At 65.3% G+C, this 17,401-nt stretch carries 20 protein-coding genes and 2 riboswitches; of the genes, 7 read left to right on the forward strand and 13 right to left on the reverse strand.

Annotated features, from left to right (window positions below; all coding sequences use genetic code 11):
* Positions 1-60: 60 nt before the first annotated feature.
* From HOY34_RS10725 to dusB, 3 genes are read right to left on the reverse strand one after another with little or no spacing between them, the layout of a single operon-like run.
* Positions 61-1,440, reverse strand: coding sequence for a response regulator (locus tag HOY34_RS10725; protein ID WP_172362625.1), 1,380 nt, complete (start codon positions 1,438-1,440; stop codon positions 61-63).
* A 3-nt stretch (positions 1,441-1,443) separates the two neighbouring features.
* Positions 1,444-2,571: a two-component system sensor histidine kinase NtrB gene (locus HOY34_RS10730; protein ID WP_172362627.1), complete on the reverse strand. Its 1,128-nt coding sequence runs from the start codon at positions 2,569-2,571 to the stop codon at positions 1,444-1,446.
* A complete protein-coding gene (gene dusB / locus HOY34_RS10735; protein WP_172362901.1) occupies positions 2,568-3,533 on the reverse strand; it encodes a tRNA dihydrouridine synthase DusB in 966 nt (321 codons plus the stop codon). Before dusB ends, HOY34_RS10730 begins: the two co-directional genes overlap by 4 nt.
* Positions 3,534-3,908: 375 nt before the next feature.
* Between dusB and HOY34_RS10740 the strand changes: the two genes are divergently transcribed.
* Genes HOY34_RS10740 through HOY34_RS10750 form a run of 3 tightly spaced genes read left to right on the forward strand, consistent with a single transcriptional unit; the run spans position 3,909 to position 6,171 of the window.
* Complete coding sequence (locus HOY34_RS10740; protein WP_436645197.1) at positions 3,909-5,177, forward strand: bifunctional 2-C-methyl-D-erythritol 4-phosphate cytidylyltransferase/2-C-methyl-D-erythritol 2,4-cyclodiphosphate synthase; 1,269 nt, start codon at positions 3,909-3,911, stop codon at positions 5,175-5,177.
* Positions 5,174-5,683: a phosphatidylglycerophosphatase A family protein gene (locus HOY34_RS10745; protein WP_172362631.1), complete on the forward strand. Its 510-nt coding sequence runs from the start codon at positions 5,174-5,176 to the stop codon at positions 5,681-5,683. The genes HOY34_RS10740 and HOY34_RS10745 overlap by 4 nt, the downstream gene beginning before the upstream one ends.
* The gene (locus HOY34_RS10750) at positions 5,671-6,171 is read left to right on the forward strand and encodes a CinA family protein (protein WP_172362633.1); all 501 of its coding nucleotides are present in this window, start codon (positions 5,671-5,673) and stop codon (positions 6,169-6,171) included. The genes HOY34_RS10745 and HOY34_RS10750 overlap by 13 nt, the downstream gene beginning before the upstream one ends.
* 141 nt (positions 6,172-6,312) lie before the next feature.
* On the opposite strand, the gene HOY34_RS10755 is transcribed toward HOY34_RS10750, so the two are convergent.
* The 3 genes from HOY34_RS10755 to hpt all read right to left on the reverse strand — a co-directional run bounded on the left by HOY34_RS10755 (position 6,313) and on the right by hpt (position 8,393).
* Positions 6,313-7,116 (reverse strand): ABC transporter ATP-binding protein, encoded by an 804-nt coding sequence (locus tag HOY34_RS10755; protein ID WP_172362635.1) that lies wholly within the window; start codon positions 7,114-7,116, stop codon positions 6,313-6,315.
* A gap of 35 nt (positions 7,117-7,151) precedes the next feature.
* Positions 7,152-7,382, reverse strand: a riboswitch (cobalamin riboswitch).
* A gap of 156 nt (positions 7,383-7,538) precedes the next feature.
* Entirely contained in the window at positions 7,539-7,664 is a 126-nt protein-coding gene (locus tag HOY34_RS22315; RefSeq protein ID WP_301538896.1) for a hypothetical protein, read from the reverse strand.
* Between the two features lie 108 nt (positions 7,665-7,772).
* A complete protein-coding gene (gene hpt / locus HOY34_RS10765; RefSeq protein WP_172362639.1) occupies positions 7,773-8,393 on the reverse strand; it encodes a hypoxanthine phosphoribosyltransferase in 621 nt (206 codons plus the stop codon).
* A 195-nt stretch (positions 8,394-8,588) separates the two neighbouring features.
* Here hpt and HOY34_RS10770 point away from each other — a divergent pair, with 195 nt between their 5' ends.
* Positions 8,589-9,041: a type II toxin-antitoxin system RatA family toxin gene (locus tag HOY34_RS10770; RefSeq protein ID WP_172362641.1), complete on the forward strand. Its 453-nt coding sequence runs from the start codon at positions 8,589-8,591 to the stop codon at positions 9,039-9,041.
* Between the two features lie 85 nt (positions 9,042-9,126).
* On the opposite strand, the gene bluB is transcribed toward HOY34_RS10770, so the two are convergent.
* A complete protein-coding gene (gene bluB, locus HOY34_RS10775) occupies positions 9,127-9,930 on the reverse strand; it encodes a 5,6-dimethylbenzimidazole synthase (protein WP_172362643.1) in 804 nt (267 codons plus the stop codon).
* 48 nt (positions 9,931-9,978) lie between these two features.
* Positions 9,979-10,156: riboswitch (cobalamin riboswitch) on the reverse strand.
* A 320-nt stretch (positions 10,157-10,476) separates the two neighbouring features.
* On the opposite strand from bluB, the gene HOY34_RS10780 reads away from it, so the two are divergent.
* Positions 10,477-10,851 (forward strand): bactofilin family protein, encoded by a 375-nt coding sequence (locus HOY34_RS10780; RefSeq protein ID WP_172362645.1) that lies wholly within the window; start codon positions 10,477-10,479, stop codon positions 10,849-10,851.
* Positions 10,852-10,965: 114 nt separating this feature from the next.
* On the opposite strand, the gene HOY34_RS10785 is transcribed toward HOY34_RS10780, so the two are convergent.
* The 5 genes from HOY34_RS10785 to HOY34_RS10805 all read right to left on the reverse strand — a co-directional run bounded on the left by HOY34_RS10785 (position 10,966) and on the right by HOY34_RS10805 (position 15,336).
* The gene (locus tag HOY34_RS10785; protein WP_172362647.1) at positions 10,966-11,394 is read right to left on the reverse strand and encodes a DUF1489 family protein; all 429 of its coding nucleotides are present in this window, start codon (positions 11,392-11,394) and stop codon (positions 10,966-10,968) included.
* 139 nt (positions 11,395-11,533) lie between these two features.
* Entirely contained in the window at positions 11,534-13,315 is a 1,782-nt protein-coding gene (locus HOY34_RS10790) for a 3'-5' exonuclease (protein ID WP_172362649.1), read from the reverse strand.
* Between the two features lie 350 nt (positions 13,316-13,665).
* A complete protein-coding gene (locus HOY34_RS10795; protein WP_172362651.1) occupies positions 13,666-14,181 on the reverse strand; it encodes a periplasmic heavy metal sensor in 516 nt (171 codons plus the stop codon).
* A gap of 27 nt (positions 14,182-14,208) precedes the next feature.
* The gene (locus tag HOY34_RS10800) at positions 14,209-14,718 is read right to left on the reverse strand and encodes a hypothetical protein (protein WP_172362653.1); all 510 of its coding nucleotides are present in this window, start codon (positions 14,716-14,718) and stop codon (positions 14,209-14,211) included.
* Positions 14,719-14,721: 3 nt separating this feature from the next.
* On the reverse strand, positions 14,722-15,336 hold the full coding sequence (locus tag HOY34_RS10805; RefSeq protein WP_172362655.1) for an RNA polymerase sigma factor: 615 nt from the start codon (positions 15,334-15,336) through the stop codon (positions 14,722-14,724).
* Positions 15,337-15,704: 368 nt separating this feature from the next.
* Between HOY34_RS10805 and HOY34_RS10810 the strand changes: the two genes are divergently transcribed.
* Together HOY34_RS10810 and HOY34_RS10815 are read left to right on the forward strand one after the other, a co-directional pair.
* The gene (locus HOY34_RS10810) at positions 15,705-16,052 is read left to right on the forward strand and encodes a DUF983 domain-containing protein (protein ID WP_253944393.1); all 348 of its coding nucleotides are present in this window, start codon (positions 15,705-15,707) and stop codon (positions 16,050-16,052) included.
* A 12-nt stretch (positions 16,053-16,064) separates the two neighbouring features.
* Positions 16,065-16,781, forward strand: a complete 717-nt coding sequence (locus HOY34_RS10815) for an NUDIX hydrolase (RefSeq protein WP_172362659.1) — start codon at positions 16,065-16,067, stop codon at positions 16,779-16,781.
* 58 nt (positions 16,782-16,839) lie between these two features.
* On the opposite strand, the gene HOY34_RS10820 is transcribed toward HOY34_RS10815, so the two are convergent.
* Entirely contained in the window at positions 16,840-17,316 is a 477-nt protein-coding gene (locus HOY34_RS10820; RefSeq protein ID WP_366926947.1) for a lipocalin/fatty acid-binding family protein, read from the reverse strand.
* Positions 17,317-17,401: the final 85 nt, after the last annotated feature.

Raw genomic sequence — 17,401 nt, forward strand, 5'->3', positions numbered from 1 at the left:
CTTCAACATCTTGTGGACGGGCCGTAATGCGACCCGTCTGCCACGCTTGATGTTGCGGTTTTACATCAGCTTCCTGCGCCGTGTCACGTGAATATCCAGATCTGTGATCTTCTTGCGCAAAGTATTGCGGTTTATCCCAAGAAGATCGGCACATCTTGCCTGGTTTCCGCCCGTCGCATCCAGCGCAATCTCGATCAGCGGGCCTTCCACCTCGCGCAAAATACGCTGGTAAACGCCCGGCGGCGGCAGCTGGCCGCCGTGCAGATCGAAGTAGCGCTTCAGATGCCGCATCACGGTGGCCGAGAGCTTTTCGCTTTCCATCACGCCACGGCTTGGCTCTGCCACTGGCAGCTGGCCCAGCACGGCTGCCACCTCGGCGCGGCTGATCTCGGCGTCAGAGGCGGTGACCAGCAGGCGGCGGATCGCGTTTTCCAGCTGGCGCACATTGCCGGGCCAGGAGTGGTTGCGGATCAGCTCGCGCGCGTCGGGGGCCAGCTGGCGGATGGTGCCGAAATCGCGCTCGCCTTTGGCCAGGAAATGCTCGGCCAGAAGCGGGATATCCTCGACCCGCTCACGCAAGGACGGCACATGCAGCATCACGCCGCCAAGACGGTAGTAAAGATCCTGGCGGAAGCTGCCCGCCTCCATCCGCCCGGCCAGATCAACCTGGCTGGTGGCAAGGATCCGCGGCGCTTTTCCGGCCATGGAATCATCGCCCAGCATATCCAGCAGCCGCACCACCCGCGCCTGGGCGTCATCGTCGAAATCACCGATCTCATCAAAGACGACCGAGCCGCCCCGCGCCCGCGCGATCAGCGAGCTTGGCCCCTCGACCCCTTGCAGATCACTGGCGCTGGCGGTGACGAAAGGCAGCGTGCGACGGTCGGAAAAATCGTGGATCGCCCGGGCAAGCAGGCTTTTTCCGGTGCCCGATTCGCCAGTGATCAGCGCCGGAATATCGGTGTTCATCACCCGCGCAACCAGCCGGTACAAAGCCTGCATCGCAGGCGTCCGGCCCACCAGCGGCAGTTCCTCGGCCGGTTCGCGCACCGGGGCCGCCACGGGGGCTGCACGGCGCTTTTGCTCCAGCGCGCGGGCCGAGCGTTTCATCAGATCGGGCAAATCGAAGGGTTTGGGCAGATAGTCGAACGCCTCGGCCTCGGCGGCCTGGATCGCCGTCATGATGGTGTTTTGCGCGCTTATCACGATCACCGGCAGGCCGGGGCGCATACGCGAGATCCGGGGCAGCGCATCAAGCCCGTTCCCGTCAGGCATGATCACATCCGAGATCACCAGATCGCCCTTGCCCTCTTCCACCCAACGCATCAGCGTCATCAGGCTGGAGGTGGCATGAACCTTGCATCCCGCCCGCGTCAGCGCCTGGGTCAGAACCGTGCGGATCGTGCGGTCGTCATCGGCAACCAGAACCGTTCCATCCATCACTTACACCTCTTTCTTAGCGGTTTCGGGCTTATCAGAGTCAGGCTTTGCCTCTTTGGGCACCATCGGCAGCGACAGGCGGAACACGGTGCGCCCGGGCACGGAATCGACCGAGATCCAGCCCTCATGATCGGCAATGATCTTTGAGACCAGCGCCAGGCCCAGCCCGGTGCCATTCTCGCGCCCCGAGACGAAGGGGTCGAAGACCTCAGCGGCGATATCGGGCGGCAGGCCGGGGCCATCGTCAATCACCTCGACATTCAGGGGCAGCGCGCCCTGGCTGCCATCCTTGCGGCGCATGCGCAGGCTGAGGTCATAGAAGGTGCGCAGCCGGATGGTGCCCCCCTGACGGCCCGCCGCCTCGGCCGCGTTTTTGATCAGGTTCAGAAAGACCTGCATCAGCTGATCGGGATCGGCGAAAGTCGGCGGCAGCGAGGGGTCGTAATCCTCCTGGATCGTCATATGCGAGGCAAAGCCCACCAGACCCGAGCGTCGGGCGCGATCCAGCGCATCATGGATATTGACGGCACGGCGCTCTGGCGGGCGCAGATTGCCGAATTGCTCGACCTGTTCCAAGAGCTTCACGATGCGCCTGGTTTCCTCGACGATCAGATCGGTCATCTCGCGGTCTTCGGGCGTCAGGCTCATCGACAAAAGCTGCGCCGCGCCAGAGATCCCGGCAAGCGGGTTCTTGATCTCATGCGCCAGCATCTCGGCCATGCCGATTGCCGATTTCGCCGCCGTTTTCGAGGCCCCCGCCCGGCCAAGGCGGTCGGCAATCTCGCGCGGGCTGAAGATCAGCATCAGATATTCCGGCTGGTCATGCATCGGCGCGATATGGACGCCGCATTGCACCGGGGCGCGGTCGCCGCTGGTGACATCGGCATCATTGATCTTCATCGGCGCCTGATTGGCGCGGGCGCGGCTAAAGGCCTCTTCCATCGGCGCGTCGATCATGATGCGGTCCAGCACCGGCTGGCCGAACAGCGATTTCGCCGAGGCGTTCAGAAAGCTTTCCGCCGCCGGATTGGCCTCGCGGATCAGGCCGTCCGGCCCGACCAGCAGCGCAGGCAGTGGCAGCGAGGCCCAGACGACGCCCGGAACCGGCCAGGGGGAACGATAGCTGCTCATGCGGCCTCCTCTGTTTCGGCGAATGCGGCGGCGATCAGGGCGCGCACCGCAGCCGGATCTGTCGCGGTCAGCACGCCCTCACGGGCATGTTCCAGCCCCGCCTCTTCGAGATACCAGCCCAGATGCTTGCGCGCGCAGCGCAGGCCCAGCTGCAGCCCGTAGAATTCGAGGATCTCATCGTAATGGCCGATGATCATCGCGGCGCGGGCGGCCCCATCGGGGATCTGCGGCGCGGGCGTGCCGTAAAGCGCATGGCCGATCTCAGCCAGCCGCCAGGGCGCCCCCTGCGCCCCGCGCCCGATCATCACCCCATCCGCGCCCGACAGGGCCAGCGCCTCGGCTGCGGTCTTTGCGTCAGTGATATCGCCATTGGCGATCACCGGGATCGAGACCGCCTCTTTCACCCGCCGGATCGCCGCCCAATCCGCCGCGCCCTTGTAGAACTGGCAGCGGGTGCGGCCATGGATCACCACCATCTGCACGCCAACGCCCTGGGCGCGGCGTGCCAGATCGGGGGCGTTCAGCAGCTGATCATCCCAGCCCAGCCGGGTTTTCAGCGTGACCGGAACCTGCACCGCGCCCACCACCGCCTCGATCAGCTGCGTCGCCAGATCCAGATCCTTCAAAAGCGCCGAGCCGCACAGCCCCGTCGTCACCCGTTTCGACGGGCAGCCCATATTGATGTCGATGATCCGGGCGCCCTGCCCCTCACACCATTTCGCGGCCTCGGCCATCAGCGCAGGGTCACGGCCTGCCAGCTGCACGCTGGTCGCGCCCTCGCCAAAGCCCAGCTCGGCACGGGCGCGGGCTTCGGGGCGGTTGCGCAATACCTCATCCGAGGCGATCATCTCAGAGACGACCAGCCCCGCCCCGAAGGATCCCACCAGGCGGCGGTTCGGCAGATCGGTGATCCCGGCCAGCGGCGCCAGAAAGACCGGGGGCCAAAGGCGCAGATCTCCCAGCCGCACCCCAGCCGCCTGCGACTGTGGTGCAGCATTCAAAACCGGATTCGGGGCGACCGGCTTCTGGGTGGCAGTATCGGGGCCGGAATTGCGGGCCAAGGGCGGTTTCCTTCTGTCTCAGAGTCAGTGCTAGGCAGGCTCTGGCCCATTTCCAAGGCAAGGGGCCGGATGATTCCTGGGCACAACTGCCCTGGAAAGAGGCATAGCGCAATATTTAGGCATGGATGCATAATAAACAGGCAGAAATGCCGCAGATTGTCAGCCGCCCCCGCCTGGCCTAGAAGCAAAGCACCAGACCCAGCCTGCCCGTTTTGGCCTATGCCAATGACGCGGTCGGGCCTTGCCGCAGATGTCCCAAGCCGAGGCCTATCCTTCGTGACAAGCGAGAGCCAGATTTCAGCGCCCCCCCCGCCTGAGAAAACCGCCCCAGACGGGGTGCTGGTGGTGATCACCGCCGCCGGGCGCGGGCTGCGGGCCGGGGGCGATCAGCCCAAGCAATGGCGCATGCTGGGTGACAGGCCCGTGCTGGCCCATACCCTGGCCGCTTTCGCGGGCTTTTCGCGGGTGCTGGTTGTTCATCCCGACGATCGCGCAAAGGCGCAGGATCTGTGCGACCGCCTCGCCCCCGATACGGTGATTGTCGAGGGGGGCGCCAGCCGCGCCGCCTCGGTGCGCAACGCGCTTGAGGCGATGGCGGACAAGGCGTTCGCGCAGGTGCTGATCCATGACGGCGCCCGGCCTCTGGTCAGCCAGGCGCTGATCGCCCGGGTGATCGCGGCGCTGGAAACCCACCCGGCTGCCGCGCCTGCGCTGGCGGTGACCGATGCGCTGTGGCGCGGTGCCTCGGGCCGCGTCACCGGGCTGCAGCCGCGTGACGGGCTGTTTCGCGCCCAGACCCCGCAGGGGTTTCACTTCAACGCCATCCTTACCGCCCATCGCTCTGACATGACCGGCACCGCCGCCGATGATGTCGGGCTGGCACTGGCTGCGGGTCTTCCGGTGGCGATTGTCGAGGGCGAGGAAGACAATCTCAAACTTACCTGGGCTGCGGATTTCCCCCGCGCCGAACAGATTTTGGCGCAACGCGCCGGGCAAATTTTGGCGCTCAGCGCCGGCGCGGGTTTGGCGCTCAGCGCCGGGACGCGCGATGCGAAAGGAGATGCTATGGATATCCGCATGGGCAATGGCTTTGACGTGCACGCCTTTACGACGGGCGATCACCTCTGGCTTTGCGGCGTCAGGGTGCCGCATGAGAAGGCGCTGCTTGGCCACTCGGACGCCGATGTCGGCATGCATGCGCTGACCGATGCCATCTATGGCGCGCTGGCCCAGGGCGATATCGGCCGCCATTTCCCGCCCTCAGACCCGCAGTGGAAGGGCGCGGAAAGCCATATTTTCCTGCGCCATGCCGTGGCGTTGGCGGCTGAAATGGGTTTTTCCATCTCAAACTGCGACGTCACCCTGATCTGCGAGCGCCCGAAGATAGGCCCCCATGCAGGCGCGATGCAGGCGGCGCTGTCTGAGATCATGGGGCTTGAAGCGGCGCGGATCAGCGTCAAGGCCACCACATCCGAGCGGCTGGGCTTCACCGGCCGCGAAGAGGGTATCGCCGCAATCGCAACAGCCCTATTGGTGAAAGCATGATCAACGCAGTCGCAACATTTTTCGGGATCGGCCATCTGCGCCCGGCCTCGGGCACCTGGGCCTCGCTGGCGGCGGTGCTGCTGGGGCTTTTGGCGATGAACCAGGGGCTTTACTGGCTGGTGCCACTGGGCGCGGTGGCGGCCACGGTGCTTGGGTTTTGGGCGGTGCCGCTTTATCTGCGGGGCCGTGATGACAGCGACCCCTCTGAGGTGGTGATCGACGAGGTGGCAGGCCAGTGGATCGCGCTTAGCTTCACCGCGATTCCGGCGATGAACCACGGCCTTTATATCGGGCTGTGGTGGGGGGCCTGGCCTGCCTGGGTCGCGCCTTTCGTGCTGTTCCGGCTGTTTGACATCTGGAAGCCCTGGATCATCGGCCAGGCCGACCGTCGTGGCGATGCGGCGGGGGTGATGCTGGATGATGTCTATGCGGGGCTGTTCGCGGGCGTGGGATCTGTAATCCTGGCGGGGCTTTATCATGCGGTGCTGCAACCATGGCTGATGTGATCGCAACCCTCGCCGAGGCGGTGCTGCAAGAGGCCCGTGCCCGCGCCCAGATGGTCACCACCGCCGAAAGCTGCACCGGGGGCATGGTCGCAGCGGCGCTGACCGAAATCCCCGGCGCATCCGATGTGTTCGAGCGCGGCTTTGTCACCTATTCCAATGCCGCAAAGCAGCAGATGCTGGGCGTCTTTGAGAAAACGCTGAGCGCCCACGGCGCGGTCAGCGAAGAGGTCGCCCGCGAAATGGCCGAGGGCGCGTTGGCCCATTCGCTGGCGCATATCGCGGTCTCTGTCACCGGGATCGCAGGCCCTGGTGGCAGCGAGCATAAGCCCGAAGGCCGGGTCTGCTTTGGCCTGGCACAGCGCGGGCGGGCAAGCGTGACCGAGACCCGCGATTTCGGCCCTCTGGGCCGGGCAGAGGTGCGCAGACAGGCCACAGAATATGCGCTGCGCCTGTTGCACAACCAGCTGAAACCTTCCGCGCTGGCCTGAACGGATCTCGCGCCCTGGGCCAGGCCTGCCTGCGCCCCTGTGCCCCTGTGCCCCTGTGCCCCGCCTGGACCGCCGCCAATCGCAGGCGTCAAGGGGCGCCTGCGACATTATCCGGCGCGGCCTTTGATCCCCGGCAGATGCTTACAGCTGCACCCTGGTCACGCCTTCGGGCAGGATCTGCCCTGGCCGCGCGGTCATCAGGACCGACAGCTCGCTCTCGCCCGCCAGCAGCCCCAAAACCTGGGTTGCGGCAGGCTCGATTTCGTCCAGCGCCAGCACAAGCACACCGGGGCGGTGCACCAGCGCAAGCGCGATCCGCAGCGCCAGCCTTTGCGCCGAAGCAAGGCTGCCCAGTTTCGCCCCGGCCAGCGCCCCCAGCCCGACCAGATCCAGCGCATCGGTGATGGCCTGGCGCTGATCGGGGTCATGCACCTCGCCCCAGTCGCAGCCCCGGGGCAAGACCTCTCGCACCAGGGTCTGCCAGAGGCTCGCCTCAGGATCGCCCTGATCCGGGGCGGGCAGCCAGGCGATCTTGCTGCGGATCTCAGCCGGGCTGAGCAACCAGATATCGCGCCCATCAAGGCAGACCGTGCCCGCAAGCGCCGCCGCCCGGCGGGTGACCAGGTCCAGGACCCCCTCGGCCAGGACCGGGTCGGCGCTGCAAAGCGCAATCTTCGCCCCGCGCGGCAGGCTAAGGCTGAAACGCGGCCATTTGCGCCGATCCTGCGCCAGCGGCTGGCCGGGCAAGACAACGCGGCGCAGCTCTATCGCGGGCAGAGCCTGAGGCTGGGGGGGCTGAGACCGCGACGCCAGGGTCAGAGCGGCAGTGTCTGGGAATGGGGCTATGCGGTTTGGGGCGGGATCAATATGGCGTGGCGCGGGCAACAGCCCATGTTTGGCGACAGCGCTATCTGGCCCGGGGGACCGGGGGCTTGCAGAAATCATCAAAATCTCCTTCCGGGACTCCCCGCCCCGGCTGAAAGGTGGTCGTGATGATGGCAGGTCTCCTGACTTGCGGGTCGCGGCCCCTCTTCGCCTTCCCGACCCGTCAGGGCCAGTGGCTGCTGAAGAAAGGCTCGCCGCTTACAGTTGCGGGGGCAGTCGGGGATTTGGCACCAAAAGCGCCGCACCCCGTTCCCTTTTCACCCGCTGCCCGCACCCCGGGACTTGCCCGAAGGATGGCAGCAGGAACCATCTCCCGCAGGGAAACGCCGCAGGCAGGCCACGTCAAGCCTTTTTGGCCATTGGGCCGATGACAAAACGCCCCGCTGCCGCCGGATTGCGCGCATGAAAGTGCTGCGGCGGACAACGCCCGCGTTTGCGAAATGATGTTTGTGACTGCGCCTGCCCGGCGATCAATGGGGCAATCAGTGCGGCAAGCCGGGCCGCAGACGGTTGACCTTCAGCCATTCGGGCCAGCCCCAGAGCCATTCTGCCCCGGCGATCAGCAGCGCGGCCGCGATCACCCCCAGCACCAGCAGCACCCGGCTCATCGGAGGCGGATTCCTTGCCCAGCGGGACGCGCGGATCATCCATGCCATTATGTTCATCGAGCAGCCTTCCCTCTGTCCTGCGCTGATCAGACCTGAGCCAGACCTGACTTAACCCTGATCGGTAAACCGGACCTTGCCGATATAGGGAAGGTTGCGATTGCGCTGCGCGAAATCAATCCCATAGCCGACGACAAACTCATCGGGGATCTCGAATCCGGTCCAGCTGGCGCGGATCGGCACCTCGCGGCGCGAGGGCTTATCAAGCAGCGCACAGATCTCCAGTCGCTTTGGCTGGCGCGACATCAGCAGGGTTTTCACATGGGTCAGCGTGTGTCCGGTATCGACGATATCCTCGACCACCAGCACGTCACGGCCCTGGATCTCGCCGCGCAGATCTTTCAGGATCCGCACCTCACGCGAGCTTTGCGTCGTATTCCCGTAAGACGAGGCCTCAAGGAAATCGACCTCGACGGGCAGGTTAATCTCGCGCACCAGATCGGCGATAAAGACGAAAGAGCCGCGCAGCAGCCCGACCACCACCAGCTTTTCGGTGTCATGAAAGGCCTGGGTGATCTCACGCGCGAGGGTCTCGATACGCGCGGCAATCGCCTTGGCGCTGATCAGCTGATCAATGACATAGGGGCGTGCAGTGGCGGGCGCAGAAGCAGGCGCGGTGGTGGCCACAGGGCCGGACGGGATGGCAGAGGGATCAGAGGTGGAATTGGTCATCGGCCTGGGCATCGGAATGGGTCAAAGATAACGCGGCACCGCCGGGGATTGTGGAGATGCAGCCTTCCTTTTCGCGCCTATTGCGTGGCGGGAAAAGCGGAAACTGGGGCCCTAAGCCTGATTCCTGTGGTCATTGCCCTTGAAATCCCCGCCCTGGGGGGCGAGATGGGGCCATAGCCGAAACGACGGTCTGAAATGCCAAAGCACAACGAAACCCGCAATCTGCCCTGGACGGCACAGGAGATGTACAATCTCGTGGCCGATGTCGAAAGCTATCCGAAATTCCTGCCCTGGAATGCGGCGGCGCGGATCCGCTCGCGCAGGCCGGTCGAGGGCGGCGAATTGCTTGAGGCGGATCTGGTGATCTCGTTCAAAGTCTTCCGCGAGCGTTTTGGCAGCCGGGTGACGCTTTTGCCCGGGCAAAAACAGATCCTGACCGAGTATATCGACGGCCCCTTCCGCTATATGCGCTCGAACTGGGGGTTTCGGGATCTGGACAGCGGCGGCTGCGAGGTGACCTTCTTCGTCGATTTCGAGTTCAGGAATGCGATCTTGCAGGGCGTGATCGGGCTGGTGTTCAATGAGGCCATGCAGCGCATCGTCCGCGCCTTTGAACGCCGCGCGGCCGAGCTTTACGGCGCCAGATAAACCCGCCGCCGGATGGGTGCCTCCCGCCGGATTGGTGCCCCCTCGCCGGGGCGGGCGGCCCCCTTGGGGGAATCCGCCCAGGCCATCACCCTTCAGTTTTTACAAAATCCGGTGGCTCGCCCTGCCAGCGGTCAGAGAATACCATCTGCTGCAGCGGCTGACGTGTGGCCCAACCCCGCGCCTCCAGCTCTGGCCCGTCATAGAGGTCTTTGACATAGCCAAGGCAAAGCCAGGCGACCGGCACCACGCGTTCCGGCAGGCCAAGGATCTGCGCCAGATCGCCCGGCCGAAAGATGCTGACCCAACCGACACCCACCCCCTCGGCCCGCGCGGCCAGCCAGAGGTTTTGCACCGCGCAGACCGTTGAATAGAGATCGGTGTCCAGGTCATGGGTGCGCCCCAGCACCACAGGCCCGCCGCGATCCCGGTCGCAGGTGATGCAAAGGCTGACCGGGGCCTCGGATATGCCCTGCAGCTTCAGCGCGGAATAAAGCGCCCTTTGGCCGGGCGCGAACATCTGCGCGGCCTCGGCATTGGTGGCTTCAAAGGCCGCCCGCACCTGTGCCCGAACCGCCTGGTCGCGGACCAGGATGAAATTCCAGGGCTGCGACAGCCCGACCGAAGGGGCCGCATGCGCCGCCTGCAACAGACGCAGCAGAACCTCATCTGCGATGGGATCGGGCAGGAATTGCGAACGCACATCGCGGCGCTCATGGATCGCGCGATAGACCGCCCGGCGTTCCTCTGGGCTGAAGGCCGCGGCGCGGGCCAGTTTCGGCCTTTCCTGCGCCCCTTTATCAGCCAGGGCATCCAGCTTTGAGCGCGCCGCCCCTATCAGTTCCGGACTGGCCGACGGCCCGGCTCCGGCATTCTTACGATCTCTTGTCATGACATTCCCCTGCCTGACCATCGGTGACCCTGCCACCGTCCGCGTGGCATCGGTCATTCTGGTCTGGCCGGTCTTCTGACTTGGCTTCGCCCCGCTGCGGCACCTTCCCGGCCATCCGGCCAGTGGTATCTGCCGCCCGGTCCACCTTACAGCGTTGGGCACGTCACGGAGTTGCACCGTGTTCCCGATTATCTCTGCCCATAAGACCCGCCGCACAAAGGTTCGGCCAGAAGCCCCCTGGTCAGAGCACCAGACAGTCGCCTTATCGCGCCAGGCCTGCGCCTTTGCAAGATACAGGTCGGTCATCCTATAGGCCTGGCATCCTACAGGCCGGGCAGCATGGCGGCTGTATCGTAGCGGGGCAGCATGGGGCGGGCAGCATTCAGGTGGGCATGGTGCAATATGCGGATCTGCGCCTCCTGCCGCCGGGGCTGGCGTATTTTTGCGATAATCGATGTTTCGCTGGCCCATGCCGCTTGGGCACCCTTGACCCATAGGCCACAAATACGCCTTAACTGGCGCAAGTGGATTGCAGAAAGTTCAGCCATGTTCTCGAAAACCGCCGACCAGACCTCTGAACCCGCAGCGCCCCATGGCGCAGGGCGCAGCAATGCCAATCGCTCGGTGCTTGGCCCGGATCTGAAGATCACCGGAGAGATCACCTCGACCGGCGCGCTGGAAATCCTCGGTGAGGTTGACGGCAATATCACCGCCGACGGCCTGATCGTGGGGCAAAATGGCCGGGTATCAGGCACCGTGAACGCAGGCAGCGTCGAGGTGAATGGCCGCCTTGATGGCAAGGTCAGCAGCCGGCAATTCGTGATGCGCTCGGCCGCCCAGGTTGCCGCAGATATCGGCTACCAGACGCTGGTGATCGAAAGCGGTGCCGTGATCGAGGGCCGCTTTACCCGCAACGGCTGAGGCCCTGGGGTGCTGTTGCAGCGCATGGCCAAGGCAAGACAGCCCGGCCATGCGGATGACGCGACGGCATGACGCGCGACCATTAAGGCCAGCTGAATTCAAAGCGATCAGATCTCAGCGCAGGCCGATTTCGGAAAGCGCACGCTCCAGTTCGGGCGGCAGGCTGTCATCGCCGTCGCGGCCCGCGATCAGATCGGGCGGCACATCCTCAGGGGCGATATAGCGCCAGCCCTGAAACGGCCTGCGCGGGGCGGGCGCGGTGCGGATGATCTCACGATCCAGGATGATGGCACAGCGGGCAATCCCGTCGCCGTGATCGACCTGCTCAAGCGCCAGCACCCGCTGCCTGCACAGGATCACCCCCTTAATCACCCAGTAAAGCGAGCCGCCCGCCAGCAGCTCTGCCTCGCGTTTTGGCCACATGCGGGTGACATGGCCCGCCCGCCCCTGCGGCCAATGCACGGCGTTCTGCTCTTGCCAGGCGACAAGATCGGCGACGCTTTCAGAGCCGACGCTGAGTTTAAGAAGGTTAACGAATCCCATGCGGCGATCATAGCCCCGGCCCCCGCAGCCGCAAGCGCTGCTGCGTGAAGAGTGGCGCGTGAGGGCTGTCGCAAAAGCACTTGCCCCCGCGCCCGAAACCAGGCTGCAGCCTGTTTAAGACAGCCGCAGCGGATCCGGCTCAGCCCTCCGCGTCTTTGGCGCAAAGGGCGATGCGATAGCGATATGGGGCGGTCTGGGTCACCGCGACGCGGTCTCCCGCCTTCACCCCGAAACGGATAAAGAAATCCCGCGTCCAGCCGCGTTTGCGAAAGAAGCGTTTGCTGCCATCGAGATCGGTCATCACCAGCTGATCGCCCCCCCAGTCAAGCGAAATCTCACGCGCGGCGGCGCTGGCACGGCCGGAGCCGCCAATCGCATCCGCCGGGAAACGTTCAAAAAACGGGCGCAGATAGATGTGATTGTGGTCGATATTGCCCTGGGTGATTTCGGTAACCCCGATCAGCGCAGGCAAGGCTGCAGACATATGCGCAGGTGTATCTGCCGGTGTATCTGCCGGTGTATCCGCAGGTGTTTCATCGCCGTCTGCGGGCGCTGTGCCTTCTGATCGGGGCGGACCTGCGCCCTGCCCCGGTTCAGCCAGGGCCGGCGGGGACGCAGGCGCGGGATCATCCTCGATCAGGCTGAAATCCTCATCGGCTTGCGCCACGGGCTTTGCCGCCGGGCCCGGACCAGCGCCGAGCCCGGGCGTCAGGGTCAGCCGCGCCCCTTCGGCATGCAAGACCACCTCGGCGGCGGCGCGGGCATCCTCTCCGGCGTCGTGATGCTCGAACTGAAGGCCCAGATGCTGGCGCAGGCTGGCCAGGCCATGACCGCCATTGCCGCGCAGCTCTGGCCAGGCGGCGCGGGCCACCTGCACGGAATCGCGCCAGCGCCAGTCGGGCACCGGAAGCCCGTTGTGGCGGCAGGCCGCCGCAATCGCCCCGCTGTCAAAACTGGAATGCTGATAGACCGTCGTGCCCTGCAATGCGGCCTGCAGCACCGGCAGAACCTGGGCAAAGATCGGGGCGCCGCGCACCGTTTTCGCGCTGATCCGGTGCAGCCAGGTAAAGGCCCAGCGGTCGGTCTGCGGATCGACATAGGTCACCCAGGTCTCGACCGAATTGTCGGGGCGAACGGCGGCAACACCAATCTGGCAGATGCTGCCACGGTCATGGTTGGCCGTCTCGACATCCAGCGCAAAGAAGCGAAACGGCCCCTTGGGAAAGGGTGTCATCCCTGCGGGCGGTTTTGGAACAGGTGCCACGCCAGGCTTTGACACAGGCTGTGCCGGGAGCCGTGACGAGAGCCGTGACGAAAGCTGTGACGGGGCCTTCGCCGCGGCCAGAGGCATGCCCTTTATCCCCGAGGTCACCCGGGCCGTCAGAAAGCGCAGCCGCTGACGCTCCAGCGCGGCCCGCTCAGCAGCCCCCCAGCCCAGCCGCGCCAGCGTCGCCTCGACCTGCGCCACCGGCTCTTCGCCGGGCGGGGTCTGGCGGCGATTCCAGGCTGTGGCCCCCTCCGGGGCCAGGCGGATCACCTCGGCCTCAGCCCAGGCGATATTGGCGCTGTCGGGCAAGACCAGCCAGATCGCCCGGCAATGATCGCTTATAAAGGCGCGGCGCAGCGTCTTTGCGAGTGTGCCATCCTCGCGGCTGAGCGTATCATTGCGGTCGCGCCACATGCGGCCAACATTATACATGGCCGAGAAATAGTGGCTCATCCCCTCAGATCCGCTGCGGTGCCGATGATGGATACGCTCATGCAGGCTTTGCCGCTGAGAGCTGGTCGAGCCGATATAGCGCAGCACACCCAGGTGATCGACCAGGCCATAAAGGCCACGCGCGTCGCGCGGGGCTTCATCGGTGGGGCGCGGCGGGGCCGCCAGCAGGCTGGCCAGAAGATCAGCAGGGGAAAGGGACATGGACGGGCCTTTGGGCAAAACGCAAGCGACCGTCTGCAACAGCATCCGCCCCGGGAAAGCCGGGCACGCGCATGGCCCGGTCAGCCCGAGGTATTCATGGCCGCACAGAACAGCATGCCCCCTCTACCCCCGCGCCGCAACAGACGCAAAGAAGAAGCTGCCCTGGTCCTTTGCCCCTTACCCGAATCTCAGGCCCGAATCTCAGGCCCGATTCTTAGCCCCGGATCGCAGGCCCAGGTTTCTGGCCCGGATTTCTGACCCGGATCAAAGATCCTGAAGCAAAGTCACGGATCATCACAGCAAGGCGGGAAGGACAGCCCGAAAAACCACAGGTGCCCTGGCTTGGGGGCTCAGTCTTTGCGCTTTGGCGGTGGGCGCAGGGCCTCTTCCAGACGATGCGCATAGGCCAGCCGCTCTTTATCATTCAGCGTCGCAAGATAGGCACCGATGACATCGCTGGCGCTGGTCAGCCGGCGGCTGTTGTGCAGCGATATCGTCGCAAGCGCCGTCTGCATCGCGGCCGGGTCAAATGGCTCGGCCCGCAGCGCGGCCAGCAGGGGATCGTAATCCTCGCGCAGCTGCTGATGGCCGCGCTTCATCTCTGGCTGGCGGCTGACCCAGGCCTCACGCATGGCCCGCCAGTCCTCGCCGCGCATTGCGGTTGCCAGCGGCCCAAGCCCGTTGTCACGTCGCCCGCCGCCGCCCTCATGCCCCAGCCAGATCCCGGCCCAAAGCCCGCCAATGGCCAGGTTCAGCGCCAGCGACACCACCAGCAAAGCCCGCACCCAGCCGCGTGTTCTGACGACCGCAGCAGCAGTCGCGGCACCTGTATCCGAGGGGCTGTCCATCTTATCATTCCCAGCCATATGAGACCCGTTATCACTCATGTCCAATCAGCCTCCGGCCAGAAAATAAATGGCAACCGGCTCGATCTCGAGACCATCCTCTGCGGCAGAGGCCGGCAGGAAGTTATCGCCAAGCCCGGCCGGATCGGTATAGCCCAGAAACAGCGCCGCCATCATCACCGCCCCAAGCGAGGCCACCACACCGGCGCCGCCAAAACCCGCACTCAGCGCCGCCCAAAGCCGTGACAGGCCAGATACAGGCGGCCCAGATACAAACACCCCAGGCCGAGACCGCGCGGTTCTGGGCGCTGCAGTTCTGGGCGCGGCGGGCATCCCGGCTGAGCTGCCCGAGTGGGAAGCCGGGGCCAGATCGCCCCGAACTGCCAGATCAACAGCCAGACCGGCAGCCTGCTCAGTTTGCGCCGCCGCTGCCGGCATCTGCGCGATTGCATCATTCATCACCCGGGCAAAAAGCGCATCCGAGGGGGCAGCCTCACTGGCCCGCAGCCTGGCAAAGACCCGATCAAGTTCCGACATGCTGAGCTGATTGTCTGCCATCGCTTACTCTCCCTCAAATCCCAGCAGCGCCCGCTGCCCCGCCAGAGCAGCCGCAAGCGCCCGCCGCCCCCTTGCCGTCAGGCTTTCAACCGCCTCGACACCCACATTCATCACCGCCGCGATCTCGGGGTTCGAGAACCCCTCAAGATGGCGCAGCACCACCGCCTCACGCTGGCGCGGCGGCAGATCATTCAGCGCCCGGTCCAGCGCCGCCATCCGTTGCGCCGCAATCAGCTGCGCCTCGGCGCCGGGGCCGGGATCCGCAGCATCGGGCGCGTCGGTCAGCTCAAGCGGGGTGCCGCCAGTATGACGCTCGCGCCGCTTGCGGCTGCGATAGCGATCCGTCGCCAGGTTCGAGACCACCTGATAGGCCCAGGTCGAGACACGCGCCTCGCCCTCGCGCCAGCCAGGGGCGGCCCGCCACAGACGGAACATCGCCTCCTGGGCGATATCCTCTGCCTCAGCCCGGTCGCCGCCGCACATCCGGCTGGCAAAGGCCAGCAGCCGCGGCAAAAGCAGGGCCGTCAAAAGCCGCGCCGCCTCGGCATCGCCGCTGGCATAGCGGGCCAGCAGCAAGGCTTCCTCGTCCTGGCAAGGCAAATCCCGGGGCATATTCATTCCCGATTGTTAACCCAAAATCGTGACCATAAGCAAAGCGCCCCTCTGCTCTTGCAAATGATACGTGGCGCAAAGGGGTTTCCGTCGCATGTCTGTCATGAAAAGTGAAAAACGTGTCAGACCCGGCCCAGAGCGCGCCCCCATGTCCGGTGGGGCCCCCTGTACAGCCCATGTGCAGCCCCTGCGACGATAGTTCTCTGTAAAATACGTCTTAGGCCGCCTAGATTAGAGGCAGGGAAGAGAATCAGAAAGGCGCAGAGCCAGCCATGACCATCAGCAATACTGAAAATCCTGCTGCCCCGATCGGGCTGCTTGCCGGACAGGACAGCCAGCACGAAAGCCTGCCAGAGCGGCCGCTGCGCAATGCGATGCTGCGCGGCTGGCGTTGCCGCTGCCCCGCCTGCGGCGCGGGGCCGATGCTGTCGTCATATCTGAAAGTCCGTGACCATTGCCCGGTCTGCAACGAAGAGCTTTACCATCAGCGGGCCGATGACGGCCCGGCCTATGTGACGATCCTGATCGTTGGCCATGTGATCGGGCCTTTGATGCTGGCGATCTATGCGCGCTGGAACCCGGACCCGCTGATCACCGCCGTCCTGATGTCGGTGGCGAGTGTGGCGCTTTGTCTTTTCCTGCTGCCCCGGGTCAAGGGGGCGTTTGTTGGCCTGCAATGGTCGCGGCGCATGCATGGTTTCGGCCCGAATGAGCGAGACTGACGAGCGCAAGCGATGAACAGGGCTGAGGAGATCCGCGACGCGGCAACTGTCATCCTGATCCGCCGCGATGACGGCACCGGAAAATCCGCCGCCCCCCGCGTCCTTATGGGCCAGCGCGGGGCGGCGGCCGCCTTCATGCCCTCAAAATTCGTCTTTCCAGGTGGGGCGCTGGACCCGTCAGACAGCGGGCAGGATGATCTGGCCGGCCTGACTGCGCAATGTCTGACCAGGCTTTCTGAGGGCGGCGTTGCGCCCGGACGTCTGGTGGCCGCCGCATTGCGCGAACTGCATGAGGAAACCGGCCTCGTATTGCGATCAGCCCCACAGACTGGCGCGCAGATTAGCCCGCAGGCTGGCCTCCACACTGGTCCCCACACTGGCCCCCAGACTGGCCCTCACACTGGCCCGTATCCGGGCGGGGCGCCGATGCGCTTTGTCTTTCGTGCGATCACCCCGCCTGGCCGCAGCCGCCGTTTTGATGCGCGGTTCTTTTTGGCAGATGCGGCGGCGCTGGCGGGGGATCCCGATGATTTCTCAGATGCGTCAGATGAGCTTTCGCATCTGGCCTGGCTGGGCCTGGATCAGGCGCGTCAGCTGGACCTGCCCTTTATCACAGAGGTCGTTCTGGCCGAGGTCAGCAACCTTTTGCGCGGCGGTCAGCAACCCGGGGTGCCGTTTTTCGACAATTCCGGCCCCTGCCCCTGTTTTCGCCGCATAGGCAGCGCCTGAGGCCAGCATCGCCCCGCATCGTCCCATGCCGCTGCCCCCTTCAGGCCGCTGCCCCCCTTCAGAAGGGCAGCAGCATATCGCGGCGATAGCCGTTGAAATCGAAAATCTCGGCCGCTGCACGCAGTCTGTCGCGCGGGATCTGGCCGCGATCAAGCACAAAGCCAAAGCTGCCATCAGGGGTGGCGATGGCCAGCGTCCGATAACCGCTGTCGACCCAGATCACCCACCAGTCGCCCATGCCCGGCACGCTTAGCCGTCCCGGACCAACCGGCGTTACCGGGCCAGAGACGCTGACTTCGCGCCCGTTCAGGCACAGTCTTGCCCGGATGTTCAGGCCCGCCGCGCCGTTTTGCGTGAACTCGGCAGCCCCTGCCCGGCAGCCCTGGCCGCCCCCCTCGGAAAAGCCCGCGACCTGATGCCAGCCCCCGGCGATCCCAGCTGGCGAAAAGGCCGCAGCCGACCAGATGTCAGCACCTGGACTGCGGAATGAGCGCGTCTGATCTGCGGGCTTTTGCGCAGAACAGGCCGCCAGCACCAGAGCTGCCAGCCACAGCCCTGTCCTCCCTGCATGCCGCTGAAATAAGCCGCGCCGCTTTTTCTTTGTGGCTGCGCCCGCCTCT

Origin of the sequence: Pseudogemmobacter hezensis (assembly GCF_013155295.1) — a bacterium.
Lineage (GTDB): Bacteria > Pseudomonadota > Alphaproteobacteria > Rhodobacterales > Rhodobacteraceae > Pseudogemmobacter > Pseudogemmobacter hezensis.

Coding starts and splice junctions, on each gene's coding strand:
- HOY34_RS10725 (WP_172362625.1), bottom strand. CDS start 1,440: ATGGATGGAACGGTTCTGGTTGCCGATGACGACCGCACGATCCGCACG.
- HOY34_RS10750 (WP_172362633.1), top strand. CDS start 5,671: ATGGCTGATGTGATCGCAACCCTCGCCGAGGCGGTGCTGCAAGAGGCC.
- bluB (WP_172362643.1), bottom strand. CDS start 9,930: ATGACAAGAGATCGTAAGAATGCCGGAGCCGGGCCGTCGGCCAGTCCG.
- HOY34_RS10815 (WP_172362659.1), top strand. CDS start 16,065: ATGAACAGGGCTGAGGAGATCCGCGACGCGGCAACTGTCATCCTGATC.
- hpt (WP_172362639.1), bottom strand. CDS start 8,393: ATGACCAATTCCACCTCTGATCCCTCTGCCATCCCGTCCGGCCCTGTG.
- HOY34_RS22315 (WP_301538896.1), bottom strand. CDS start 7,664: ATGAGCCGGGTGCTGCTGGTGCTGGGGGTGATCGCGGCCGCGCTGCTG.
- HOY34_RS10785 (WP_172362647.1), bottom strand. CDS start 11,394: ATGGGATTCGTTAACCTTCTTAAACTCAGCGTCGGCTCTGAAAGCGTC.
- HOY34_RS10745 (WP_172362631.1), top strand. CDS start 5,174: ATGATCAACGCAGTCGCAACATTTTTCGGGATCGGCCATCTGCGCCCG.
- HOY34_RS10755 (WP_172362635.1), bottom strand. CDS start 7,116: ATGATTTCTGCAAGCCCCCGGTCCCCCGGGCCAGATAGCGCTGTCGCC.
- HOY34_RS10770 (WP_172362641.1), top strand. CDS start 8,589: ATGCCAAAGCACAACGAAACCCGCAATCTGCCCTGGACGGCACAGGAG.
- HOY34_RS10780 (WP_172362645.1), top strand. CDS start 10,477: ATGTTCTCGAAAACCGCCGACCAGACCTCTGAACCCGCAGCGCCCCAT.
- HOY34_RS10800 (WP_172362653.1), bottom strand. CDS start 14,718: ATGGCAGACAATCAGCTCAGCATGTCGGAACTTGATCGGGTCTTTGCC.
- HOY34_RS10790 (WP_172362649.1), bottom strand. CDS start 13,315: ATGTCCCTTTCCCCTGCTGATCTTCTGGCCAGCCTGCTGGCGGCCCCG.
- HOY34_RS10805 (WP_172362655.1), bottom strand. CDS start 15,336: ATGAATATGCCCCGGGATTTGCCTTGCCAGGACGAGGAAGCCTTGCTG.
- HOY34_RS10730 (WP_172362627.1), bottom strand. CDS start 2,571: ATGAGCAGCTATCGTTCCCCCTGGCCGGTTCCGGGCGTCGTCTGGGCC.
- HOY34_RS10795 (WP_172362651.1), bottom strand. CDS start 14,181: ATGGCTGGGAATGATAAGATGGACAGCCCCTCGGATACAGGTGCCGCG.
- HOY34_RS10810 (WP_253944393.1), top strand. CDS start 15,705: ATGCTGCGCGGCTGGCGTTGCCGCTGCCCCGCCTGCGGCGCGGGGCCG.